The organism is Massilia scottii, assembly GCF_030846495.1.
Lineage (GTDB): Bacteria > Pseudomonadota > Gammaproteobacteria > Burkholderiales > Burkholderiaceae_D > Telluria_A > Telluria_A violaceinigra.
Map to the genome: position 1 here is coordinate 40,784 of NZ_JAVCWM010000012.1, position 19,195 is coordinate 59,978.

General features: G+C 64.0%; 17 protein-coding genes. 13 read left to right on the top strand and 4 right to left on the bottom strand.

The genetic code is table 11. The features are described from left to right. Nucleotides 1–55: 55 nt before the first annotated feature. On the top strand, nucleotides 56–2,443 hold the full coding sequence (locus RBA41_RS17825) for a sensor domain-containing protein (RefSeq protein WP_306625522.1): 2,388 nt from the start codon (nucleotides 56–58) through the stop codon (nucleotides 2,441–2,443). A 58-nt stretch (nucleotides 2,444–2,501) separates the two neighbouring features. Here RBA41_RS17825 and RBA41_RS17830 read toward each other — a convergent pair whose 3' ends face one another. Beyond that, nucleotides 2,502–3,440 (bottom strand): exopolyphosphatase, encoded by a 939-nt coding sequence (locus RBA41_RS17830; RefSeq protein ID WP_306625523.1) that lies wholly within the window; start codon nucleotides 3,438–3,440, stop codon nucleotides 2,502–2,504. Between the two features lie 344 nt (nucleotides 3,441–3,784). On the opposite strand from RBA41_RS17830, the gene RBA41_RS17835 reads away from it, so the two are divergent. The 6 genes from RBA41_RS17835 (at nucleotide 3,785) to RBA41_RS17860 (ending at nucleotide 10,732) form a co-directional block, all read left to right on the top strand. Further along, entirely contained in the window at nucleotides 3,785–5,059 is a 1,275-nt protein-coding gene (locus RBA41_RS17835) for a sensor histidine kinase (protein ID WP_306625525.1), read from the top strand. 90 nt (nucleotides 5,060–5,149) lie between these two features. Continuing rightward, nucleotides 5,150–5,911, top strand: a complete 762-nt coding sequence (locus RBA41_RS17840; protein ID WP_099881468.1) for a LytR/AlgR family response regulator transcription factor — start codon at nucleotides 5,150–5,152, stop codon at nucleotides 5,909–5,911. A 204-nt stretch (nucleotides 5,912–6,115) separates the two neighbouring features. After that, nucleotides 6,116–7,351, top strand: coding sequence for a PAS domain-containing sensor histidine kinase (locus tag RBA41_RS17845; protein ID WP_306625527.1), 1,236 nt, complete (start codon nucleotides 6,116–6,118; stop codon nucleotides 7,349–7,351). A gap of 250 nt (nucleotides 7,352–7,601) precedes the next feature. Continuing rightward, a complete protein-coding gene (locus RBA41_RS17850; RefSeq protein ID WP_306625529.1) occupies nucleotides 7,602–8,612 on the top strand; it encodes a porin in 1,011 nt (336 codons plus the stop codon). Nucleotides 8,613–8,757: 145 nt separating this feature from the next. Next, nucleotides 8,758–9,543 carry a DeoR/GlpR family DNA-binding transcription regulator gene (locus RBA41_RS17855; RefSeq protein ID WP_306625531.1) on the top strand — a complete coding sequence of 262 codons (786 nt, stop codon included), beginning with the start codon at nucleotides 8,758–8,760 and terminating at the stop codon, nucleotides 9,541–9,543. Nucleotides 9,544–9,568: 25 nt separating this feature from the next. Further along, a complete protein-coding gene (locus RBA41_RS17860; protein ID WP_306625533.1) occupies nucleotides 9,569–10,732 on the top strand; it encodes an MFS transporter in 1,164 nt (387 codons plus the stop codon). Between the two features lies 1 nt (nucleotide 10,733). On the opposite strand, the gene RBA41_RS17865 is transcribed toward RBA41_RS17860, so the two are convergent. Together RBA41_RS17865 and RBA41_RS17870 are read right to left on the bottom strand one after the other, a co-directional pair. Continuing rightward, nucleotides 10,734–11,384 (bottom strand): class I SAM-dependent methyltransferase, encoded by a 651-nt coding sequence (locus tag RBA41_RS17865; protein ID WP_306625535.1) that lies wholly within the window; start codon nucleotides 11,382–11,384, stop codon nucleotides 10,734–10,736. 36 nt (nucleotides 11,385–11,420) lie between these two features. Beyond that, complete coding sequence (locus RBA41_RS17870; protein ID WP_306625537.1) at nucleotides 11,421–12,362, bottom strand: CysB family HTH-type transcriptional regulator; 942 nt, start codon at nucleotides 12,360–12,362, stop codon at nucleotides 11,421–11,423. A 217-nt stretch (nucleotides 12,363–12,579) separates the two neighbouring features. On the opposite strand from RBA41_RS17870, the gene RBA41_RS17875 reads away from it, so the two are divergent. Genes RBA41_RS17875 through cobA form a run of 6 tightly spaced genes read left to right on the top strand, consistent with a single transcriptional unit; the run spans nucleotide 12,580 to nucleotide 18,719 of the window. Continuing rightward, nucleotides 12,580–14,268: a nitrite/sulfite reductase gene (locus tag RBA41_RS17875; protein WP_306625538.1), complete on the top strand. Its 1,689-nt coding sequence runs from the start codon at nucleotides 12,580–12,582 to the stop codon at nucleotides 14,266–14,268. Beyond that, a complete protein-coding gene (locus RBA41_RS17880; RefSeq protein WP_306625540.1) occupies nucleotides 14,261–14,842 on the top strand; it encodes a DUF934 domain-containing protein in 582 nt (193 codons plus the stop codon). The genes RBA41_RS17875 and RBA41_RS17880 overlap by 8 nt, the downstream gene beginning before the upstream one ends. Before the next feature lie 8 nt (nucleotides 14,843–14,850). Further along, nucleotides 14,851–15,567, top strand: coding sequence for a phosphoadenylyl-sulfate reductase (locus RBA41_RS17885; RefSeq protein WP_306625542.1), 717 nt, complete (start codon nucleotides 14,851–14,853; stop codon nucleotides 15,565–15,567). Between the two features lie 46 nt (nucleotides 15,568–15,613). Beyond that, a complete protein-coding gene (gene cysD, locus RBA41_RS17890) occupies nucleotides 15,614–16,552 on the top strand; it encodes a sulfate adenylyltransferase subunit CysD (protein ID WP_243489100.1) in 939 nt (312 codons plus the stop codon). Then, nucleotides 16,552–17,904, top strand: a complete 1,353-nt coding sequence (locus tag RBA41_RS17895) for a sulfate adenylyltransferase subunit 1 (protein ID WP_306625543.1) — start codon at nucleotides 16,552–16,554, stop codon at nucleotides 17,902–17,904. The genes cysD and RBA41_RS17895 overlap by 1 nt, the downstream gene beginning before the upstream one ends. Nucleotides 17,905–17,948: 44 nt before the next feature. Next, the gene (gene cobA, locus RBA41_RS17900) at nucleotides 17,949–18,719 is read left to right on the top strand and encodes a uroporphyrinogen-III C-methyltransferase (protein WP_306625545.1); all 771 of its coding nucleotides are present in this window, start codon (nucleotides 17,949–17,951) and stop codon (nucleotides 18,717–18,719) included. Here cobA and RBA41_RS17905 read toward each other — a convergent pair. Next, nucleotides 18,708–19,154 carry a hypothetical protein gene (locus RBA41_RS17905; protein WP_306625547.1) on the bottom strand — a complete coding sequence of 149 codons (447 nt, stop codon included), beginning with the start codon at nucleotides 19,152–19,154 and terminating at the stop codon, nucleotides 18,708–18,710. The two genes, cobA and RBA41_RS17905, sit on opposite strands and share 12 nt — an antisense overlap. Nucleotides 19,155–19,195 lie beyond the last annotated feature (41 nt).

Below are 19,195 nucleotides of genomic sequence, written 5' to 3' on the forward strand. Positions count from 1 at the left end.
CGAACCACCGCCGCCATTCCCTGTCCAACGTAGTCCATCACGATTGGAGAGGTGAATGCCTGTCAGCGAGAACGCCCATTATGCCGCCTTGCTAATCGATGCAAGCGGCCAGATCATCACATGGAACAGCGGTTGCGAAAAGGTGCTCGGCATTCCTGCCGCCGAAGCACTGCAACAGCCTTTGACAGCCTTGCTCAGCGACGAAGGCTGCCAGGCCTACAGCCAGCGCTGGACCGAATTTCCGAGCGACTGCGATGCCGCCGAACTGGAGTTCGTGCGCGCCGACGGCAGCCGCCATAAAACCGCACTGACCTTGCTGCCCCAGTTCGGCCACGGCGGCACGGTGAACTACTGCATTGCCGTCATCGGTGCCGCCTGCGACGAATCGGACACGGCGGCGGTCGGGCGCATGCCGCTATCGAGCATCATCGATGTGCTGCCGGGCACCTTCTACGTGGTGCGCGAGGATGGCAGCTTTGCGTTGTGGAACAAGACACTGGAACAGGTCACGGCCATGAGCGCCGACGAGATCCGGCGCGCCAATGCGCTCGACATGTACGACCTGGCCGAAAAGCGCATCATCGCCGCCAGCATCCGCAACGTCTTCGAGCATGGCACCCAGGTCATGGTCGAAGCGAACTATCTCGACAAGTACGGCCGCGCCACGCCGTATCTGCTGTGCGGCGCGCGCATCGCCTGCCGCGGCCGCCATTACCTGTGCGGCATGGGCCTGGACATTTCCGAACGGCGTGCCCAGGAAGACCGGCTGCGCCTGCGCGAGCGCGCCCTGCACGCCACCAGCAATGGCCTGGTGATCACCCGCTGCGCCGGCACCGACAACCCGATCGAGTACGCCAATCCGGCCTTCGAGCGCATCACCGGCTACGCGGCCGATGAAGCGCTGGGACGCGATTCGCGCTTCATGGGCGTGCCCGGCATGGACGAAGCCGAGCGCGCGAAGTTGCGCGCGGCCGTGCGCGAGCGGCGCGAAGTGAACGTGGTGTTTCGCAACCGGCGCAAGAATGGCGATATTTTCTGGAACGACCTGACCATCACGCCCGTGAACGACGGACGCGGCAAGGTCACCCATTTTATCGGCGTCATCAACGACGTGACGGCCATCAAGCAGCGTACCGCCCATCTCGAACACGAGGTCAACCACGATGCGCTGACCGGGCTGGCCAACCGCACCTTGCTGTGGGACCGGCTGGAACAGGCGCTGCACATGGCCCAGCGCAACAAGTCGCTGGTGGCGACGGTGCTGATCGACCTGAACGGCTTCAAGCAGATCAACGATGGCTACGGCCACGAAGCGGGCGACGAGGTGCTCAAGATGGTGGCGCGGCGCCTGCAATCGTCGGTGCGCGAAAGCGACACGGTGGCGCGCCTGTCGGGCGACGAATTCGTGCTGGTGCTGGTCAACCAGCCCTCGCTGCGCTACACCCTGCGCATGATCGAACGCCTGCGCGTGAGCATGTCGCAGCCGGTCAGTTTCAATGCGACCGACATCGCGGTCGGCGGCAGCATCGGCGTGAGCGTCTATCCGCACGACGGCAGCGGCGCGCTCGACCTGGTGCGCGCGGCCGATGTGGCCATGTACCACGCCAAGGCGGCCAAGACGGGCGAGGTGCATTTCTTTTCCGCCGACATGAAGTCGACCACCCAGGCCAAGCAAAAGCTCGAAGACGCCATGCGCGCCGCGCTCGATCATCGCGAATTTTTCCTCTTGTACCAGCCGCGGATCTGCCTGCGCAGCGGCCGCATCCAGGGCCTGGAAGCGCTGCTGCGCTGGCGCCATCCGGAACTGGGCGTGCTGGCGCCGGCCTCGTTCCTGCCCGAGGCCGAAGAAAACGGCATGATCGGCGCCATCGGCGGCTATGTACTCGACGAAGCGTGCACCTTCATGCAGCGCATGAGCAGCGCCGGGTTTGCGCCGCTGCCGGTGGCGCTCAATGCGTCGCACCGCGAATTCACCCGCACCGGCTACGTCGACCATATCGCCGGCATCCTGGACAAACACCGCATCGCCCCGGCCCAGCTGGCACTGGAATTGCGCGAAGACAGCCTCAATGCCAATCCGCACATGAGCGTGGAAGTGGTGTCGCAGTTGCGCGACCTGGGCGTGCTGCGCACGGTCGATGCCTTCGGCGACACCTCGTCGAATCTGAATTTCCTGCAAAAGCTGCCGCTCACCCATGTCAAGCTGGCCAAGGGGGCGGTGCACCAGATCACGGCCGACGCCCGCAGCGGGGCGGTGGCCAAGGCCCTGATCGACATCGGCCACGATCTTGGCGCCCGGGTCATCGCCAAGGGCGTGGAAACGCGCGTGCAGATGGAGTTTTTAAGGGCCAACCATTGCGATGAACTGCAGGGCACCTACTTCAGCGCGCCGCTGGCCGAACACGCCCTGCACGATATGCTGGTCGCGGCGCCGGCGGCCTGACGGCACGGCCTGACGGCACGGCCGGCGGCGCGGCCTGACGGCACGGCCGGCGGCGCAATCAGCCTTCGCTGGTGATGCGCTGGATCAGCGCGCCCAGCACTTCTTCGGCCAGCTCGTTCGAGACCTGGCAGGTGCCGGCGTTTTCATGCCCGCCGCCGCCGTATTCGAGCATCAGCGCGCCGATATTGGTGCGCGAGCTGCGGTTCAGGATCGATTTGCCGGTGGCGAACACGGTGTTCTGGTTTTTCAATCCCCACAGCACGTGGATCGAGATATTCGTTTCCGGGAACAAGGCGTAAATGATGAAGCGGTTGCCGGCGTAGATGGTTTCCTCTTCGCGCAGGTCGAGCACGACCAGGTTGCGGTGCACCGTGGCGCAGCGCCGGATCTGGTCCTTGCACTTGTCGTTATGCTCGAAGTACAGCTCCATGCGTTCCTTGACGTCGGCCAGCGCCATGATTTCATCGATCGTATGATTTTTGCAATATTCGATCAAGTCCATCATCAGGGCATAGTTCGAGATGCGGAAGTCGCGGAAGCGCCCCAGCCCGGTGCGCGCATCCATCAGGAAGTTGAGCAAGTCCCAGCCGTGCGGGTCGAGCACTTCCTGCTGGTTGAAACGGGCGGCGTCGCCCTTGTCGACGGCGGCCATCATGTCGAACCAGGCGGCCGGAAAAGCCGAGGCGCCGCCGTAGTAGTCGTACACCACCCGCGCCGCCGAGGGCGCTTCGGGATGGATGATGTGGTTGCCCCGCTCGCCGGTGTTGCGGATGGTTTCGGACAGGTGGTGGTCGAACGCCAGGTGCACCCCGGCCGCGTACGGCAGGTTGGTGGTGATATCGCCGTCGCTGACCACGATCTTGCCATCCTGCATGTCCTTGGGATGGACGAACAGGATATCGTCGATCAGGTCCAGATGCTTGAGGAGGACGGCGCAGACCAGGCCGTCGAAATCGCTACGCGTGATCAAACGGTATTTTTTTGCATCGGCAGACATCGTGACATCCCCTTAATCAGGTCCAACAGCAGGCCGGCCGCGACCGGTTCGATCCTTTATCATACCGCGCAAAGCGGCCGCTGCGGCGCGATCGTCGGCGCCGCGGGAGCGATCGCGATAAAAACAGCGTTTCCCCTGCGCCAGCGAGGCCCGTTCCCCACAGTTCACCCCTTCAATCATGCAGCCTGTCGCAAACGCCGCACGGCGTCCAGGGGATCGTCCTAAAGTTACAACATCTCATCAGTATTCGTCGCCCCGCGGCGGTTTTTGCGGCGATGGGACAGCGGAGCAGTTACACTCGCCGCTTGCACAAATCTCTCTGAATCTCACGGAAATCACTCACCATGGAAGCACGCCGCCCTCCCGAGCAAAACATCGCGACCGTTCTGGCATGGCTGCACCGCGCCTTCGACGCGACCGCCACCTGGGTGACCCAGCTGTCATGGTGGAAGTTTTTCCTGTTCGCGGCACTGGCCCTGATTGCCGCCTCGATCCTGCAAAACGAACTGTTTTCGGGCGCGGAAGTGGTCGAGGTGCGGCGCGAGCGCAAGCGCGACAAGCACGAAGGCAACATCATCTTCGACGACAGCGGGATCAGCTACAGCCCGCCCAAGAAGCGCAGCGCTCCGCCCGAGCCGCACGAAGTGCCCGAAGCGCCCGAGCCGCCCGAGCCGCCCGAGCCACCGGCGCAACCCTATCCGGGCGCGAAGCCGGCCGTGCCGACCGAGCCGGAGCCGCCACCGGTGACGGTGATGGCGGGCGACGGCGAAGTGCGCGTCGCGCTGCCGCCACAAATCGTCGAAGGCTTGTCGAGCGCGATCGAGGCCGCCGTCGAAAATGCCGCCGAAGAAAAGGTCAAGGTCTATCACGGCCAGGCTTCCACCTGGTTCAAGAGCTTTATCTCCCTGCTGGTGCTGGCCCTGTTCGCGACCAAGGCGCTGGTGGGCGGCAAGAAACGCGCCGAAGCCGAAACCCAGACCGCCAACGCCGCCGCCGAGCGCGAATCGATGCAGCGCCAGCTGTCCGAGGCACGCATGCAGATGATGCAGGCCCAGGTCGAGCCGCATTTCCTGTTCAATACCCTGGCCTCGGTCGAATACCTGATCGAGACCGACCCGCCGCGCGCCTCGGCCATGCAGCGCAGCCTGATCCAGTACCTGCGCGCGGTGCTGCCGCAGATGCGCGACAACGCCGTCGTCACCAACCTCGGGCGCGAGGCGGACATGGTGAAAGCCTACCTGAGCCTGCTGAAGATGCGGATGGAGGAACGCCTGCAGGTGGACATGCAGATTCCCGAGGGCCTGCGCAGCGCCGCCTTCCCGCCGATGATGCTGCAGTCGATGGTCGAAAACGCCATCAAGCACGGCCTCGAATGCAAGAGCGAAGGCGGTTCGCTGCGCATCCTGGCCGAGGTGGCGCACAACAAGCTGCGCGTGATCGTCAGCGACGACGGGGTCGGCTTCGGCGTGTTCCCCAGCGACGGCACGGGCCTGGGCCTGATGACGATCCGCGAACGGCTCAAGCTGCTGCACGGCGACGCCGGCCAGCTGCACATCGCGGCCAACGTGCCCAGCGGCGTGATCGCCACCATCGAGGTGCCCTACCAGGTGTCGAAGTGAGCGGCAAACAAAGAGGCACCAAGGAATCGATTGATTAAAGCCCGGTTTCATTGAATAATTGGCACTCTTGCCTTTCACCAGAACCGGACCATGCCTACCGCTATTATTGCTGACGACGAAAGACTGATGCGCGACCAGTTGCGCCTGCGCCTGAACCAGGCGTGGCCCGAGCTGGAAATCGTCGGCGAGGCAAAGAACGGCGAGGAGGCCATCGAGCTGGTCAGCCAGCTCAAGCCCGACCTGACCTTCCTCGATATCCGCATGCCGGGCAAGACGGGCATGGAAGCGGCGCGCGCGATCGGCGCCGGCAGCAACATCGTGTTCGTCACCGCCTACGACCAGTACGCGGTCGAGGCTTTCGAGCGCGGCGCGGTCGACTACGTGCTCAAGCCGCCCGAGGCCGAGCGCCTGCAGGTGACGGTGGACCGCCTCAAGTCGCGCCTGGCCAAGCCGAAGGAAGCGGTCAACGACTCCGTCACGGCCATGCTGTCGCAGCTGGCCGAGAAAATGGCGGCGCCCAAGCCGACCTACCTGCAATGGATCCAGGCCAGCATCGGCCAGGACTTGCGCATGATACCGGTCGAGGACATCCTGTTTTTCCGTTCCGACGAAAAGTACACCTGCGTGCAGACCGAGCGCTTCGAGGCGCTGATCCGCAAGCCGGTGCGCGACCTGGCCGAGGAACTCGATCCGGCGCTGTTCTGGCAGATCCACCGCGCCACCCTGGTCAACGTCAACGCCATCGAAGGGGTGACGCGCGACATCCGCGGGCGCCACCTGGTGCTCATCAAGGGCAAGCCCGACAAGCTGGAAGTGAGCCGCAGCTTCCTGCACCTGTTCAAGCAGATGTGAATGCGCCCTGTGCCGCGCCGGCCGCGGCGCTCTGCCCTCCTCCCGTTCCATGCACCAGCTAGCGACACGCCATGAGATTCCGTACCCCGAAGCGCATTGCGCTGCGCATTACCAGCCGTTTGTCGCGCCTCAAGGCGTGCTTTTTACCAGCTTTTACAATCAGCCCACGGTCCGCGTCCCGCGGGCCTTCAACGGCAGGCGCGCATGGCACAACAGCGTTCTTACCGCTTCCTGAGCTGGGGTGCGGTCATGTTCGTCCTCGGTTTGCTGGGCGGTCACTCCCTCGCGCGCTTGTTCGCGTATAACCGCTGGCCGCGCTTTGCGCGCAGCCACAGCCGCGAGATCATCCAGAACGCGAGCGAAGCGATCATCTCCACCGACGATACGCAGACCATCGTGCTGGCCAATCCGTCGGCCGCGGCGATGTTCTCGACCACCGTGGAACGCATGCAGGGCAGTCCGCTGCAGCAGTTCATCGCCCCGCTGCCGACCGTCACCGGCGACGCCGCGCCCGCCTATTTCGGCGACGTGGCCGGGCGCGCGGGCCGGCGCGCCACCGACTACGCCGTCACCGGCGTGCGCGCCAGCGGCGAAACCTTCCCGCTCGAAGGCTCGATTTCGAGCATGATCGAAGCGGACCGCACCATCTACACCATCATCCTGCGCGACGTCACCGAGCGCCAGCAGGTGCAGGAAAAGCTGTCGCGCTCGCACGCCCAGCTGCGCCAGCTCTCGTCGGCCCTGCAGACCGTGCGCGAGGAAGAGCGCGCCCACATCGCGCGCGAGCTGCACGACGACCTCGGCCAGCTGCTGGCGTCGCTGCGCATGGACCTGAACCTGCTGCAAAAGGAGCCCGGCGCCGGCAAGAACGGCCAGCGCCTGATGAAAGGCATGGAAGAGAACCTCCTGACCGCCATCACCTCGCTGCGCCGCATCGCCACCAACCTGCGCCCGCGCGCGCTCGACGAAGGCGGCCTGTATTTCGCGCTGCAGGGCTTGCGCGACGAATTCGTCGAACGGCACGGCATCGCCTGCTCCCTGTTCGCCGACGAAGCCGAGCTGCGCCTCGACGATGGCGCCAGCACCGCCATTTTCCGCATCGTCCAGGAAGCGCTGACCAATATCGCGCGTCACGCCGGCGCCAGCAATGTGACCATGTATGTCTACCGCATCGATGGCCAGCTGCTGGTCTCGATCCGCGACGACGGACGCGGCATCCAGGCCGCCGACATGGAAAAAGCCCAGTCGCTCGGCCTGATCGGCATGCGCGAACGGGTGTGGGGAATGAAGGGCGACATCACCGTCAGCGGCGACGATCCGCCCGGAACCCGCATTGACATCGTGTTGCCATTGCCCGAAAGCACGAGCGACGAGGCCGGCGCCGAGCCCGCCGCGGGCGCACCGGAACGGCCCCGGCCCCTGCCGCCGCCGGCTCCCTGAGATTTCCCAGACCGCCTGTAACGACGGGCGCTATGCGGCGTTGCACCATTTCTCCCGGGTGCCATTAAGCGCACTCGAAGCGTGCAATTAGACGGTATTGACGTCTTGTTCCCCGGAAAATCAACCCTGTCTCTTTTTCGCCACATTTCACTTTGTCATGGATTTGACATACGTGGAAGTTATAATTACGTCCGATTAAGAGCATCCCTGGTTAATCGACACTTATCTGTGCAACTTTTTGGAGATTTATATGCAATGCAAACTGATGGCTGTTGTCCTGGCCGCTGCAATTCCTCTGTGCGCTTCCGCTCAATCGAGCGTCACGATCTACGGCGTGGCAGATGCCTCCCTGGCGAAAGAAGACACGGACGTTAAGGGCGGCAGCCGTACGGTCGTCAATTCCGGCAACCAGTCGACCAGCCGTATCGGATTCCGTGGCGTTGAAGATCTGAGCAATGGCCTGAGCGCCGTGTTCAACCTGGAAGCTGGCGTTAATCTCGACACCGGCGCCGGCGACAGCGTCCTGTTCGGCCGCCGCGCGGTGGTTGGTCTGAAAGGTGGCTTCGGCTCCGTGATGATCGGCCGCGAATACACCCCGATCGCTGACGTCGCTAACGCTAGCGATATCAACGGCCAGGGCTTCTACGGCACCAACTTGAGCTCGTTCGGCGCAGGCCGTCTGACCCGTCGTATCAGCAACTCGGTCAGCTACAAGACGAACTCGATGGGCGGCGTGATCGTCAGCGCCGGCTATGGCCTGGGCGAAACCGCAACCGGTCCTTCGCAAGATCTGATGGGTCTGGCAGTTGAGTACAAAGCCAACAACATCTACGTTGGCGGCGGTTACCACGTTGTTGAGCGTCTGGCTTCCGGCGACGACAAGGAAATGATCTTCGGTGCAGGCTTCACCGTTGGCCCAGTCGAAATTCGCGGCAACTACATGGCTGCCAACCCAACCGGCAAAGGCAACAAGTACGAGCAGGTCAACGCCGGCTTGTCGTACACCTTCGGCCCGAACAAGATCTACGGTAACCTCCAGCAAAACAAGCTGGAAGGCGGCGCCAAGGGTAACGGCGCGTCGCTGGCTTACTCGTACGCCCTGTCGAAGCGCACCAACGTGTACGCTTCGTACGCCATGCTGCGCAACAACGACAAAGCAACGTTCGGCATCAACTCGGCTGGCGCAAACGTCATCCCGCCAGCAACCGCGTTCGGTGCCGATCCAACCGCGCTGGCAGTTGGCGTTCGTCACTCGTTCTAATTCACTGGCGCGTTCAGGCGCGCCTGGCTGAAACAAAAAACCCCGCATGCTGCCTCGCAGCTTGCGGGGTTTTTTTCATGCCTGTTTGCACGTTTGTGCGTACTCATGTATATTTGTGCGCATTGCTTCCTGTTTGAATACCCACATGCCGACCGATCCCCTCCTCCTGCAGGAGCGCCACGCCCTCATCCTGCAACGCCTGCAAACCGATGGACGGGTGCTGGCGCCCGACCTGGCGCAATGGCTGCAAGTGTCGGAAGACACCATCCGGCGCGATCTGCGCGACCTGGCCGCGGCCGGCCTGTGCCAGAAAGTCTATGGCGGGGCCCTGCGCATGCCGCTGCCCGCCGCACCAGGCGGCACCCCGGCGCAGCGCCGCGCGGCCCAGACCGGCCGCAAATCACGCCTGGCCGCCGCCGCCGCGCCCTGCGTGGCGCCCGGCAGCGTAGTGTTCATCGATGCCGGTTCGACCAACCTGGCGATCGCCGCCGCGCTGGGCGAACAGCGGCTCACCGTCATCACCAACGCCCCGGCGGTTGCCGCCGCACTGATCGACAAGCCGCTGATCGAACTGATCGTCATCGGCGGGCGCATCCATGCCGAGACGGGCGCCAGCATCGGCGCGACCGCCCTGCGCGAACTGGAACTGATCAGCCCCGACCTGTACATCCTGGGCGCCTGCGGCGTCGATGCCCAGGCCGGCGTGAGCGCCATCCATTTCGAGGAAGCCGAATTCAAGCGCCGCGTCGCCTCCCTCAGCAAGGCGGTGCTGGTCGCCACCACCAACGACAAGGTCGGCACCGCAGCGCCGTACGCGGTGCTGGCGGCGGCCAGCCTGAGCGCACTGATCGCCGAGCACGATATCGACGCGCGCCAGGCCGACGCGTTCGCGGCGCGCAGCGTGCGCGTGCTGCGCGCCGCCAAGCCCTGACCGTCACCCTTTTCCGAAAGAAGCCATGCCTGACACCGGACCGCAGCAACGCCTTTCCACCCGCCTCGCTTTTCTGGCCGCCGGCCTGGCCATGTCGGCCTGGGCGCCGCTGGTGCCGCTGGCCAAGCTGCGCCTCGGCCTGGGAGAAGCGCAGCTCGGCTTGCTGTTGCTGTGCCTGGGCGCCGGATCGCTGCTGGCGATGCCGTCCACCAGTTTCCTCACGGCGCGTTTCGGCTGCCGTCCGGTGGTGCTGTGCTCCGGCCTGATCGTCTGCCTGGTGCTGCCCGGGCTGGCTTTCGCGCCCAGTGCGCTGCTGCTCGGCTGCGTGCTGTTCACCTTCGGCGCCGCCATCGGCACCCTGGACGTGGCGATGAATATCCAGGCGGTGGTGGTGGAAAAGAACAGCGGCGCAGCGCTGATGTCCGGCTTTCACGGCTTGTTCAGCGTGGGCGGCTTCCTGGGCGCCGGCAGCATGGCGCTGCTGCTGTGGCTGGGCCTGAATGCGACCGCGTCCGCCACCCTGCTGGCCCTGCTGGTCGGCGCGGTCCTGGCCGGTGCGGCGTCCGGCCTGCTGCGCGAGACCGATGCGCAGGTGCGCGATGCGCCCATTTTCGTGATGCCGCACGGCGCGGTGATCCTGATCGGCGCGCTGTGCTTCCTGTGCTTCCTGGCCGAAGGCGCGATCCTCGACTGGAGCGCGCTGCTGCTGACCGAAGGACGCGGCCCCGCTGCCGGCGCCGGCCAGGGCGGACTCGGTTACGCGGCCTTTGCGATCGCCATGACGCTCGGGCGCCTGACGGGCGACAGGGTGGTGGGCAAGCTGGGCGGCCAGCGCGTGCTGCTGCTGGGCGGCCTGTGCGCGGCCGCCGGCTTTTTCTGCACGGTGCTGGCGTCGTCGGTGGCGGGCATGCTGGCTGGCTTCGTGCTGATCGGACTGGGCGCCTCGAACATCGTGCCGATTCTGTTCACCGCGGCCGGCAGCCAGCGCGCCATGCCGGCCAGCCTGGCGATCGGGGCGATCACCACGCTCGGCTATGCCGGCATCCTGGCGGGACCGGCGGCGATCGGGTTTGTGGCGCACGCCACCAGCCTGCCCGTGGCGTTCGCCGGGCTCGGCTGCGCGATGCTGCTGATCGCGGCCAGCGCGACACTGGGCGCGTCGAGCGCGCCCAAGGCAGTATCGAAATGACTTACTTCAGGCGGCAGGTGAGCAGCCAGTAGTATTCAAGGCGCACGATCCTGATCTCGCGCACCGACGAGGCCAGCTTCTTGCGCAGCGCGCTGTCGGATGGGTAGGTCTTGGGAATTTCGTAGCGCTCGCCATCGGGCGCGATGCGGATCTGGTAGGTATTGCCTTCCATATCGGTGCGCGCCACGGTTTCGCTGCTGCCTTCCACATAGGCATCGTCCAGCAGGACGATGAACATGTCGTCGCCGACCTTGGCGCGCAGTTGCGCCAGGAAGCGTTCCTGCTCTTCGCGCTTGACGTGCGACCACCAGAAGCCGATGAACACGGCCGTGTAGCTGCCGATGTCGTCCGGCAGGTTCCACGCGTCCGCCACCTTGAATTCGACCTTGTCTGCAGGCAGCGCGCGCAGCGTGCCCAGCGCGATCATTTCGGGATTGATATCGGTGGCGACGACCTTGTCGGCCGTGCCGGCGATGACGGCGGTCCAGTAACCGGTGCCGCAGGCCAGTTCCAGCACGGTATGGCCGCGCAGGGTTTCGGCCACGTGGCCGCGCATGGCGGCCAGGTCATCCTTGCGTTCCGGCCGGTCGTAGATGCGGTCGTGGTTGGAGGCGCTCTTGGCGTAAAACTGTGCGGATTGTTCGGTGATCATATTTTTCTTGATGGTGATGTGCTTGGTACTGATGCTTTACAGCTCGTAAGTTTCTTTGGTGCCGCTCATGGCCGACTCGACCAGCTTGCGGTTCAGGGTCGGCGCCAGCAATTCGATGAAGGTATAGATATAGCTGCGCAGATAGGCGCCCTGCTTGACGGCCACGCGCGAAATATTCATGCCGAACAGGTGCCCCACCGGAATGGCGCGCAGGTTCTTGTCGCGCTCGGCGTCGAAGGCCATGCCCGCTATGATACCAATACCCATGCCAAGTTCCACATAGGTTTTGATGACATCGGCGTCGATGGCTTCGAGCAGCACGTCCGGTTTCAGTCCGCGCAGCCCGAAGGCATGGTCGATCTTGCTGCGCCCGGCAAAGGCGCTGTCGTAGGTGATCAGCGGGTAGGTGGCGATTTCTTCCAGCGACACCGCCTTGGACTTGAGCAGCGGATGGTCGGGCGGAACCACCACCATGTGCTCCCATTGGTAACACGGCAATGTGATCAGTCCGTCAATGCCGGCGATCGATTCGGTGGCGATGGCCAGGTCGGCCTGGTCGCGCTGGACCATCTCGGCGATCTGGCGTGGGTTACCCTGAAGCAACGACAAACGTACCTTGGGGTACTTGAGCATGAACGCCTGCACCACTCTCGGCAGGGTGTAGCGCGCCTGGGTGTGCGTGGTGGCTATGGTGAAGCTGCCGCTGTCCTGCGCGGCGTACTCCTTGCCGATGCGTTTCAGGCTGTCGATCTCCTGCATGATCAGCTCGACGGACTCCAGCACCAGCCGGCCGGGCTCGGTCAAGCCGCGGATGCGCTTGCCATGGCGGGTGAAAATGTCGACGCCGAGCTCCTCTTCAAGCTCGATGATCGCTTTCGACACCCCGGGCTGGGACGTAAACAAGGCCTTGGCCGCATCGGTCAGGTTGTAATTCTGCCGCACGGCTTCGCGCACGAAGCGTAATTGATGGAGGTTCATTGCTTTTTTGTTCTCGCAGGCCGGAAAGATACTCAAAATAAATATCAACCAGCATTTTATAAGAATGCTTATGCCGGATACGCATATAAGCAAATAAATTCTTAGTCCTTTGGAATAAAGGACGAGTTTATTACTATTGAGGCTAGTTTGGGGACAGTCTCACGACCTTGCCCTGGAAGAACCCCAAAAATGGGGGGCCAAAAAATCAGGATGACATATGTACCGTTACGACCAATACGACCACCTCATCGTCAGGGAACGCATCGCGCAATACCGCGGCCAGGTGGAGCGCCGCCTCAACGATGAGCTGACCGAAGCCGAATTCCTGCCGCTGCGCCTGCAAAATGGCCTCTACATGCAGCGCCACGCCTACATGCTGCGTATCGCCGTGCCGTACGGCCTGCTGTCTTCAAGCCAGATGCGCATGTTCGGCCACATCGCCCGCAAGTACGACCGCGGCTATGGCCACTTCACGACGCGCCAGAACATCCAGTTCAACTGGATCGAACTCGAACACACGCCGGACATCCTGGCCGACCTGGCCTCGGTCGAGATGCACGCCATCCAGACCTCGGGCAACTGCATCCGCAACATCACCTCCGACGAATACGCCGGGGTGGCCGCGGACGAGATCATCGATCCGCGTCCGTACGCCGAAGTGCTGCGCCAGTGGAGCACCTTCCACCCCGAATTCGCCGCCCTGCCGCGCAAGTTCAAGGTGGCCATCAATGGCGCCGTGGAAGACCGCGCCGCGATTGCGGTGCACGACATCGGCCTGACCGCGGTGCACAACGACGACGGCGAGATCGGCTTCAAGGTCATGGTCGGCGGCGGCATGGGCCGCACGCCAATCCTGGGCAGCGTGGTGCGCGAATTCCTGCCATGGCGTCACATGCTGACCTACATCGAAGCGGTCATGCGCGTGTATAACAGCTACGGCCGGCGCGACAACAAGTACAAGGCGCGCATCAAGATCCTGGTCAAGGCCATGGGCGTGGAGGAATTCACGCGCCAGGTCGAGGAAGAATGGGTCGACCTGAAAGACAGCGCCTCCACCCTGACCGACGAGGAAATGGCGCGCGTGGCCGCTTACTTCACGCCGCCGGCCTACGAGACGCTGCCCGACATCGACGTGCGCGCGGAGAATGCCGACAACAAGGCCTTCGGCAATTGGCTCACGCGTAACGTCAAGGCGCACAAGGTGCCGGGCTACAGCGTGGTGCTGCTGTCGCTGAAAAAAACCGGCGTGCCGCCGGGCGACGCCACCGCGGCCCAGATCGACTTCGTGGCCGACCTGGCGGACCGCTACAGCTTCGGCGAACTGCGCGTGACGCACGAGCAGAACCTGGTGCTGGCCGACGTCAGGCAATCGGCCCTGTTCGCGCTGTGGCAGGAAGCCAAGGCGCACGGCCTGGCCACGCCGAACATTGGCCTCTTGACCGACATCATCTGCTGCCCGGGCGGCGATTTCTGCTCGCTGGCCAATGCCAAGTCGATCCCGATTGCCGCCGCGATTGCGGAGCGCTTCGACAACATCGACTACCAGCACGACATCGGCGAGATCGAACTCAATATCTCGGGCTGCATCAACGCCTGCGGCCACCACCACGTGGGCTCCATCGGCGTGCTCGGTGTCGACAAGGATGGCAGCGAGTGGTACCAGGTCTCGATCGGCGGCGCGCAAGGTAACAATGCGGCCATCGGCAAGATCATCGGCCCATCCTTCTCGGCGCTGCAAATGCCGGAAGTGGTCGACCGCCTGCTGCAGGTGTACGTGCGCGAACGCCACGAAGACGAACGGTTTGTCGACACCGCCCAGCGCCTGGGCATCGCGCCGTTCAAGGAACATGTGTATGCCACGCCGATCAAGGCGGGCCAACTGGTTGGAGAAGACCACTATGCTTGAGTCGCACAAGGAAATCATCAAACACCGCGCGGTCGTCGCCGACGACTGGAGCGTGCTGCGCCTGGCCGTTGCAGATCTTGAGACCGGCGTCGTCGCCGAAGCGCCCGACACGGTCGTGGTCCCGGAAGGCAAAGTCATCGTCCCGCTGACGGTGTGGCAGGCGCAGCGCGCCGTTTTGGCCGCGCGCAGCGACATCGGCGTGTGGCTCGCACCCGACGAACGCGCCGAAGCGCTCAAGGACGATCTGGACAAATTCGCCGTCGTCGCCATCGACTTCCCCAAGTTTACCGATGGCCGTGGCTACTCGACCGCGTTCAATGTGCGCATGCGCCTGAACTACCAGGGCGAACTGCGCGCCATCGGCGACGTGCTGCGCGACCAGCTGTTCCAGATGCAGCGCTGCGGCTTCGACGCCTTTGCCACGCGCCAGGACCGCAACATCCACGACGCGCTCAAGGGCCTGACCGACTTCTCCGAGGTGTACCAGGCCTCGGTCGATATCAAGGCGCCGCTGTTCCGCCGTCATGAACGCGACGTGCGCATCGACAGCACCGACGTCGGCTACGGCATCTGAGGCACGCCATGAACGATATCTCCGCCCTCGTCGCCAGCACCCGCGCCACTTTGGAGCGCATCGCCGCCGAATACTCGCCGGCGGTCTTCGCCTCCAGCCTGGCCGCCGAAGACATGGTCCTGACCGATCTGATTCTCAAGGCGAACCTGCCGATCGGGATCTTCTCGCTCGAAACCGGCCGCCTGCACCCGGAAACGCTGGCGGTGCTGGCCCAGGTCAAGGACAGCTACGGCTACGACATCGCGCTGTACAAGCCGCAGCCGGAAGCGGTGGATGCCTACGTGTCGCAGCACGGCCTGAACGCCTTTTACGAGAGCGTGGACATGCGGCGCGAGTGCTGCCGCATCCGCAAGGTTGAACCCTTGGGCCGCGCCCTGGCCGGCAACAAGGCCTGGGTAACGGGCCAGCGCCGCGCGCAATCGAGCACGCGCGCGCAGCTCGACATCCAGGAAGACGACGCCGCGCACGGCATGGTCAAGTTCAATCCCCTGGCCGACTGGTCGGAAACCGATGTGTGGAACTACATCCGCGACAACGGCGTGCCGTACAACGCGCTGCACGACCAGGGCTTTCCCTCGATCGGCTGCGCGCCCTGCACGCGCGCCGTGGAACCGGGCGAAGACGTGCGCGCCGGGCGCTGGTGGTGGGAAAACCCGGACTCCAAGGAATGCGGCCTGCACCTGGTCGATGGTAAACTGATCCGCATTAAATCCGTGGCTGCGTAAAGCGTCTGCTTTCGCGCCACAATAAGAAAACATAGGCCTCGCCACCATGACTACACTGACCGATACCCCGCGCGTGCTGACCGACGTCAACGCGCGCCACCTGGATGCGCTCGAATCGGAAGCGATCCACATCCTGCGCGAAGTCGCCGCCGAATGCGCCAACCCCGCCCTGCTGTTCTCGGGCGGGAAAGACTCGGTCGTGCTGCTGCGTCTCGCCGAAAAGGCCTTCCGGCCGGGTAAATTCCCATTCCCGCTGGTGCACATCGACACCGGCCACAATTTCGCCGAAGTGATCACCTTCCGCGATGCCCGCGTGGCGGAACTGGGCGAGCGTTTGATCGTCGGCAGCGTCGAAGATTCGATCAAGCGCGGCACCGTGCGCCTGCGTAACCCGCAGACCGATTCGCGCAACGCGGCGCAGGCCGTGACCTTGCTGGAGACGATCGCCGAACACAAATTCGACGCCTGCATCGGCGGCGCGCGGCGCGACGAAGAAAAGGCGCGCGCCAAGGAACGCATCTTTTCCTTCCGCGACGAATTCGGCCAGTGGGACCCTAAGGGGCAGCGCCCGGAACTGTGGGACCTGTATAACACCCGCGTCCACCCGGGCGAAAACATGCGCGTGTTCCCGATCTCGAACTGGACCGAACTCGATGTGTGGCTCTACATCCAGCGCGAAAAACTGGCGCTGCCGCCGATCTATTTCGCGCACGAGCGCCAGGTCATCCCGCGCAACGGCTTGCTGGTGCCCCTGACCGACCTGACGCCGGCACGCGACGGCGAGACTGTCGAAACCCAGGTGGTGCGCTTTCGCACCGTGGGCGACATTTCGTGCACCTGCCCTGTTTCGTCGGACGCATCGACGGTCGAAGCGATCATCGCCGAAACCGCCATCACCCAGATCACCGAACGCGGCGCCACCCGGATGGACGACCAGACCTCCGAAGCCTCGATGGAAAAACGTAAGAAAGCAGGATACTTCTGATGAACGCCCGCATTGACACCCCTACTAAAAGCCAAAATGGCGAACGCCCGGACGCGGTATCGGGTCTGTTGCGCTTCATCACGGCCGGCTCGGTCGACGATGGCAAGAGCACCCTGATCGGGCGCCTGCTGTTCGACAGCAAAGGCATCTTCGCCGACCAGCTCGACGCCATGTCGCGCTCGAAGCACAAGCGCACCGTGGGCGACGCCGTCGACCTGTCGCTGCTCACCGACGGCCTGGAAGCCGAACGCGAACAGGGCATCACCATCGACGTGGCCTACCGCTACTTCGCTACGCCCAAGCGCAAGTTCATCATCGCCGACACCCCGGGTCACGAGCAGTACACCCGCAACATGGTCACCGGTGCCTCGACCGCGGACGCGGTGATCATTTTGATCGACGTCTCCAAGGTCAAGTTGCGTGAAGACGGCGGCGTGGACGGTAATGATGTTGAGCTGCTGATCCAGACCAAGCGCCATTCGACCATCGCCCACCTGCTGCAGATCGAGCACGTGGTCGTCGCCGTCAACAAGATGGACCTGGTGAACTACGACCAGGCCGTGTACGACCGCATCGTCAAGGCGTACAAGGAATTTGCCGCCACCCTGGGGCTGAAAGACATCACGCCGATTCCGCTGTCGGCCCTGACCGGCGACAACGTGGTCGAGCCGAGCGAGAAAATGGGCTGGTACCAGGGTCCAACCTTAATCTCGCTGCTCGAATCGCTGTCGGTCTACGACGAATCGCACGCGGCGCCGTTCCGCTTCCCGGTCCAGCTGGTGGCGCGCCACAACGGCCACGAAGCGAACGACTTCCGTGGCTACATGGGCCGCATCGAAGCGGGCAAGGTCAGCGTGGGCGACAAGCTGGTGGTGCAGCCCTCGGGCCAAAGCGCCACCGTCAAGGATATCCTCACCCTGGAAGGCTCGCACCAGTCGGCCGTGGTGGGCCAGTCGATTACCCTGCTGCTCAATGAATACCTGGACATCTCGCGCGGCGACCTGCTGGCCGGCGCCGACCAGCCAGCGACCCTGCTCAAGACGCTCAAGGCGGACGTGTGCTGGATGTCGGACGAGCCGCTCGACATGCGCCGCAAGTACTGGATCAAGCATGGCACCAAGCAGACCTCGGCCAAGATCACCGGCATCGATACCCTGCTCGACATCAATACCCAGCAGCGCCACGCGGCCGAAGGCCTGAAGCTGAACGACATCGCGCGCATCGGCCTGACCGTGCAGCAGCCGCTGGCCGCCGACGCGTACGCCGACATTCGTGCAACGGGCGCCTTCATCTTGATCGATGAAGTGACTCACCAGACGGTTGCCGCTGGTATGATCCGGCTGGACGCGTAAACAGGTAGCAGCCAGCGATCATCTGCCAGCAAAAGGAAACAGTTATGTCAGCACTCGGAAAAGTCTATCTGATCGGCGCCGGCCCCGGCGCCCAGGACCTCATCACCCTGCGTGGCGCACGCCTGCTGTCGCAGGCCGATGTGGTGCTGCACGATGCACTGGTGACCGACGAGATGCTGGCACTGTGTCCGCAGGCGGTGAAGATCGCGGTGGGCAAACGCTGCGGTCAGTTGTCGACCGCGCAAGCCTTCATCAACAAGCAGCTGGTCGACAGCGCGCATAAATATGCGCTGGTGGTGCGCCTGAAAGGCGGCGACCCGATGCTGTTCGGGCGCGCCGATGAAGAATTGCGTGCGCTGGAAGAAGCGGGCATCGAGGTCGACGTGGTGCCGGGCATTACCACCGCGGTCGCGGCGGCGGCGGCGACCAAGCAGCCGCTGACCAAACGTGGCGTGGCACGCAGCGTGGCGTTTTTCACGTCCAGCACCGCGCCCGAACACGGCGACCTGACGGTCGTTCCCGATTCGGACACGCTGGTGCAGTACATGGGTGGGCGCGAGGCGATCGTGACGGCCCAGCGCCTGCTGGACCAGGGCCGCCGGCCGGACACGCCGGTGGTGGTGATCGAAAACTGCAGTCGTCCGGAACAGCGCATCATGCGCCTGACCCTGGCGACCCTGGCCCACGGCCTCGGACCGGCACATGGCCCGGTGCTGGTGATGCTGGGCGAGGCCATGAGGCTGCGCGACAGCCAGCCGATCGATACCGCGCAAGGCGGCGACGCGGCACCCGACGCGACACAGCTAAGCGCTTAACTGCGCAGCGGACGGCGCCTGTTGCGCGCCGTCCATCTGGTCATGCGCATCGATTTCCCACTGAAGCTTGTCAGCCGCGGCATAGGTTTTTTCCGCGATAGCCGCCAGACGAGCGAACGCACGCTGCAGGCGTGGTGAACTGCGCGGCCCGCTCAGGGCGGACAGCTGGCAGCGCACCGTGCGGATATCTTCCTTCAGTCCCCGCAGTGCCTCACGCAGGCTGGCATCGGCGTCGAGCGGTTCGTCGAGCCGGCCGTCGCTCATGCGCTTGCGCAAGATGTCGATTTTGCATCCCATTCCGGCCAGGCGATCGGCCAGGCGGTCGAGACGCAGCGCGGTGCGGCGTTCTTCGGCCAGCGAGATGAGTGTATTGCGGCCGCGTCTGGCGATTTGGGAAACTTCGCGGAGCAGCAGTTTCAGGGTTGCACTGAGCATGATGGGCACCGGAGAGAGAATAGAGAATCAAGAAATTTTGA

What these genes read in the sequence shown, in the direction of transcription:
- cobA (WP_306625545.1), top strand. Translation starts at nt 17,949, where the DNA reads ATGTCAGCACTCGGAAAAGTCTATCTGATCGGCGCCGGCCCCGGCGCC.
- RBA41_RS17855 (WP_306625531.1), top strand. Translation starts at nt 8,758, where the DNA reads ATGCCGACCGATCCCCTCCTCCTGCAGGAGCGCCACGCCCTCATCCTG.
- RBA41_RS17830 (WP_306625523.1), bottom strand. Translation starts at nt 3,440, where the DNA reads ATGTCTGCCGATGCAAAAAAATACCGTTTGATCACGCGTAGCGATTTC.
- RBA41_RS17825 (WP_306625522.1), top strand. Translation starts at nt 56, where the DNA reads ATGCCTGTCAGCGAGAACGCCCATTATGCCGCCTTGCTAATCGATGCA.
- RBA41_RS17850 (WP_306625529.1), top strand. Translation starts at nt 7,602, where the DNA reads ATGCAATGCAAACTGATGGCTGTTGTCCTGGCCGCTGCAATTCCTCTG.
- RBA41_RS17860 (WP_306625533.1), top strand. Translation starts at nt 9,569, where the DNA reads ATGCCTGACACCGGACCGCAGCAACGCCTTTCCACCCGCCTCGCTTTT.
- RBA41_RS17875 (WP_306625538.1), top strand. Translation starts at nt 12,580, where the DNA reads ATGTACCGTTACGACCAATACGACCACCTCATCGTCAGGGAACGCATC.
- cysD (WP_243489100.1), top strand. Translation starts at nt 15,614, where the DNA reads ATGACTACACTGACCGATACCCCGCGCGTGCTGACCGACGTCAACGCG.
- RBA41_RS17840 (WP_099881468.1), top strand. Translation starts at nt 5,150, where the DNA reads ATGCCTACCGCTATTATTGCTGACGACGAAAGACTGATGCGCGACCAG.
- RBA41_RS17865 (WP_306625535.1), bottom strand. Translation starts at nt 11,384, where the DNA reads ATGATCACCGAACAATCCGCACAGTTTTACGCCAAGAGCGCCTCCAAC.
- RBA41_RS17835 (WP_306625525.1), top strand. Translation starts at nt 3,785, where the DNA reads ATGGAAGCACGCCGCCCTCCCGAGCAAAACATCGCGACCGTTCTGGCA.
- RBA41_RS17845 (WP_306625527.1), top strand. Translation starts at nt 6,116, where the DNA reads ATGGCACAACAGCGTTCTTACCGCTTCCTGAGCTGGGGTGCGGTCATG.
- RBA41_RS17880 (WP_306625540.1), top strand. Translation starts at nt 14,261, where the DNA reads ATGCTTGAGTCGCACAAGGAAATCATCAAACACCGCGCGGTCGTCGCC.
- RBA41_RS17905 (WP_306625547.1), bottom strand. Translation starts at nt 19,154, where the DNA reads ATGCTCAGTGCAACCCTGAAACTGCTGCTCCGCGAAGTTTCCCAAATC.
- RBA41_RS17870 (WP_306625537.1), bottom strand. Translation starts at nt 12,362, where the DNA reads ATGAACCTCCATCAATTACGCTTCGTGCGCGAAGCCGTGCGGCAGAAT.
- RBA41_RS17895 (WP_306625543.1), top strand. Translation starts at nt 16,552, where the DNA reads ATGAACGCCCGCATTGACACCCCTACTAAAAGCCAAAATGGCGAACGC.
- RBA41_RS17885 (WP_306625542.1), top strand. Translation starts at nt 14,851, where the DNA reads ATGAACGATATCTCCGCCCTCGTCGCCAGCACCCGCGCCACTTTGGAG.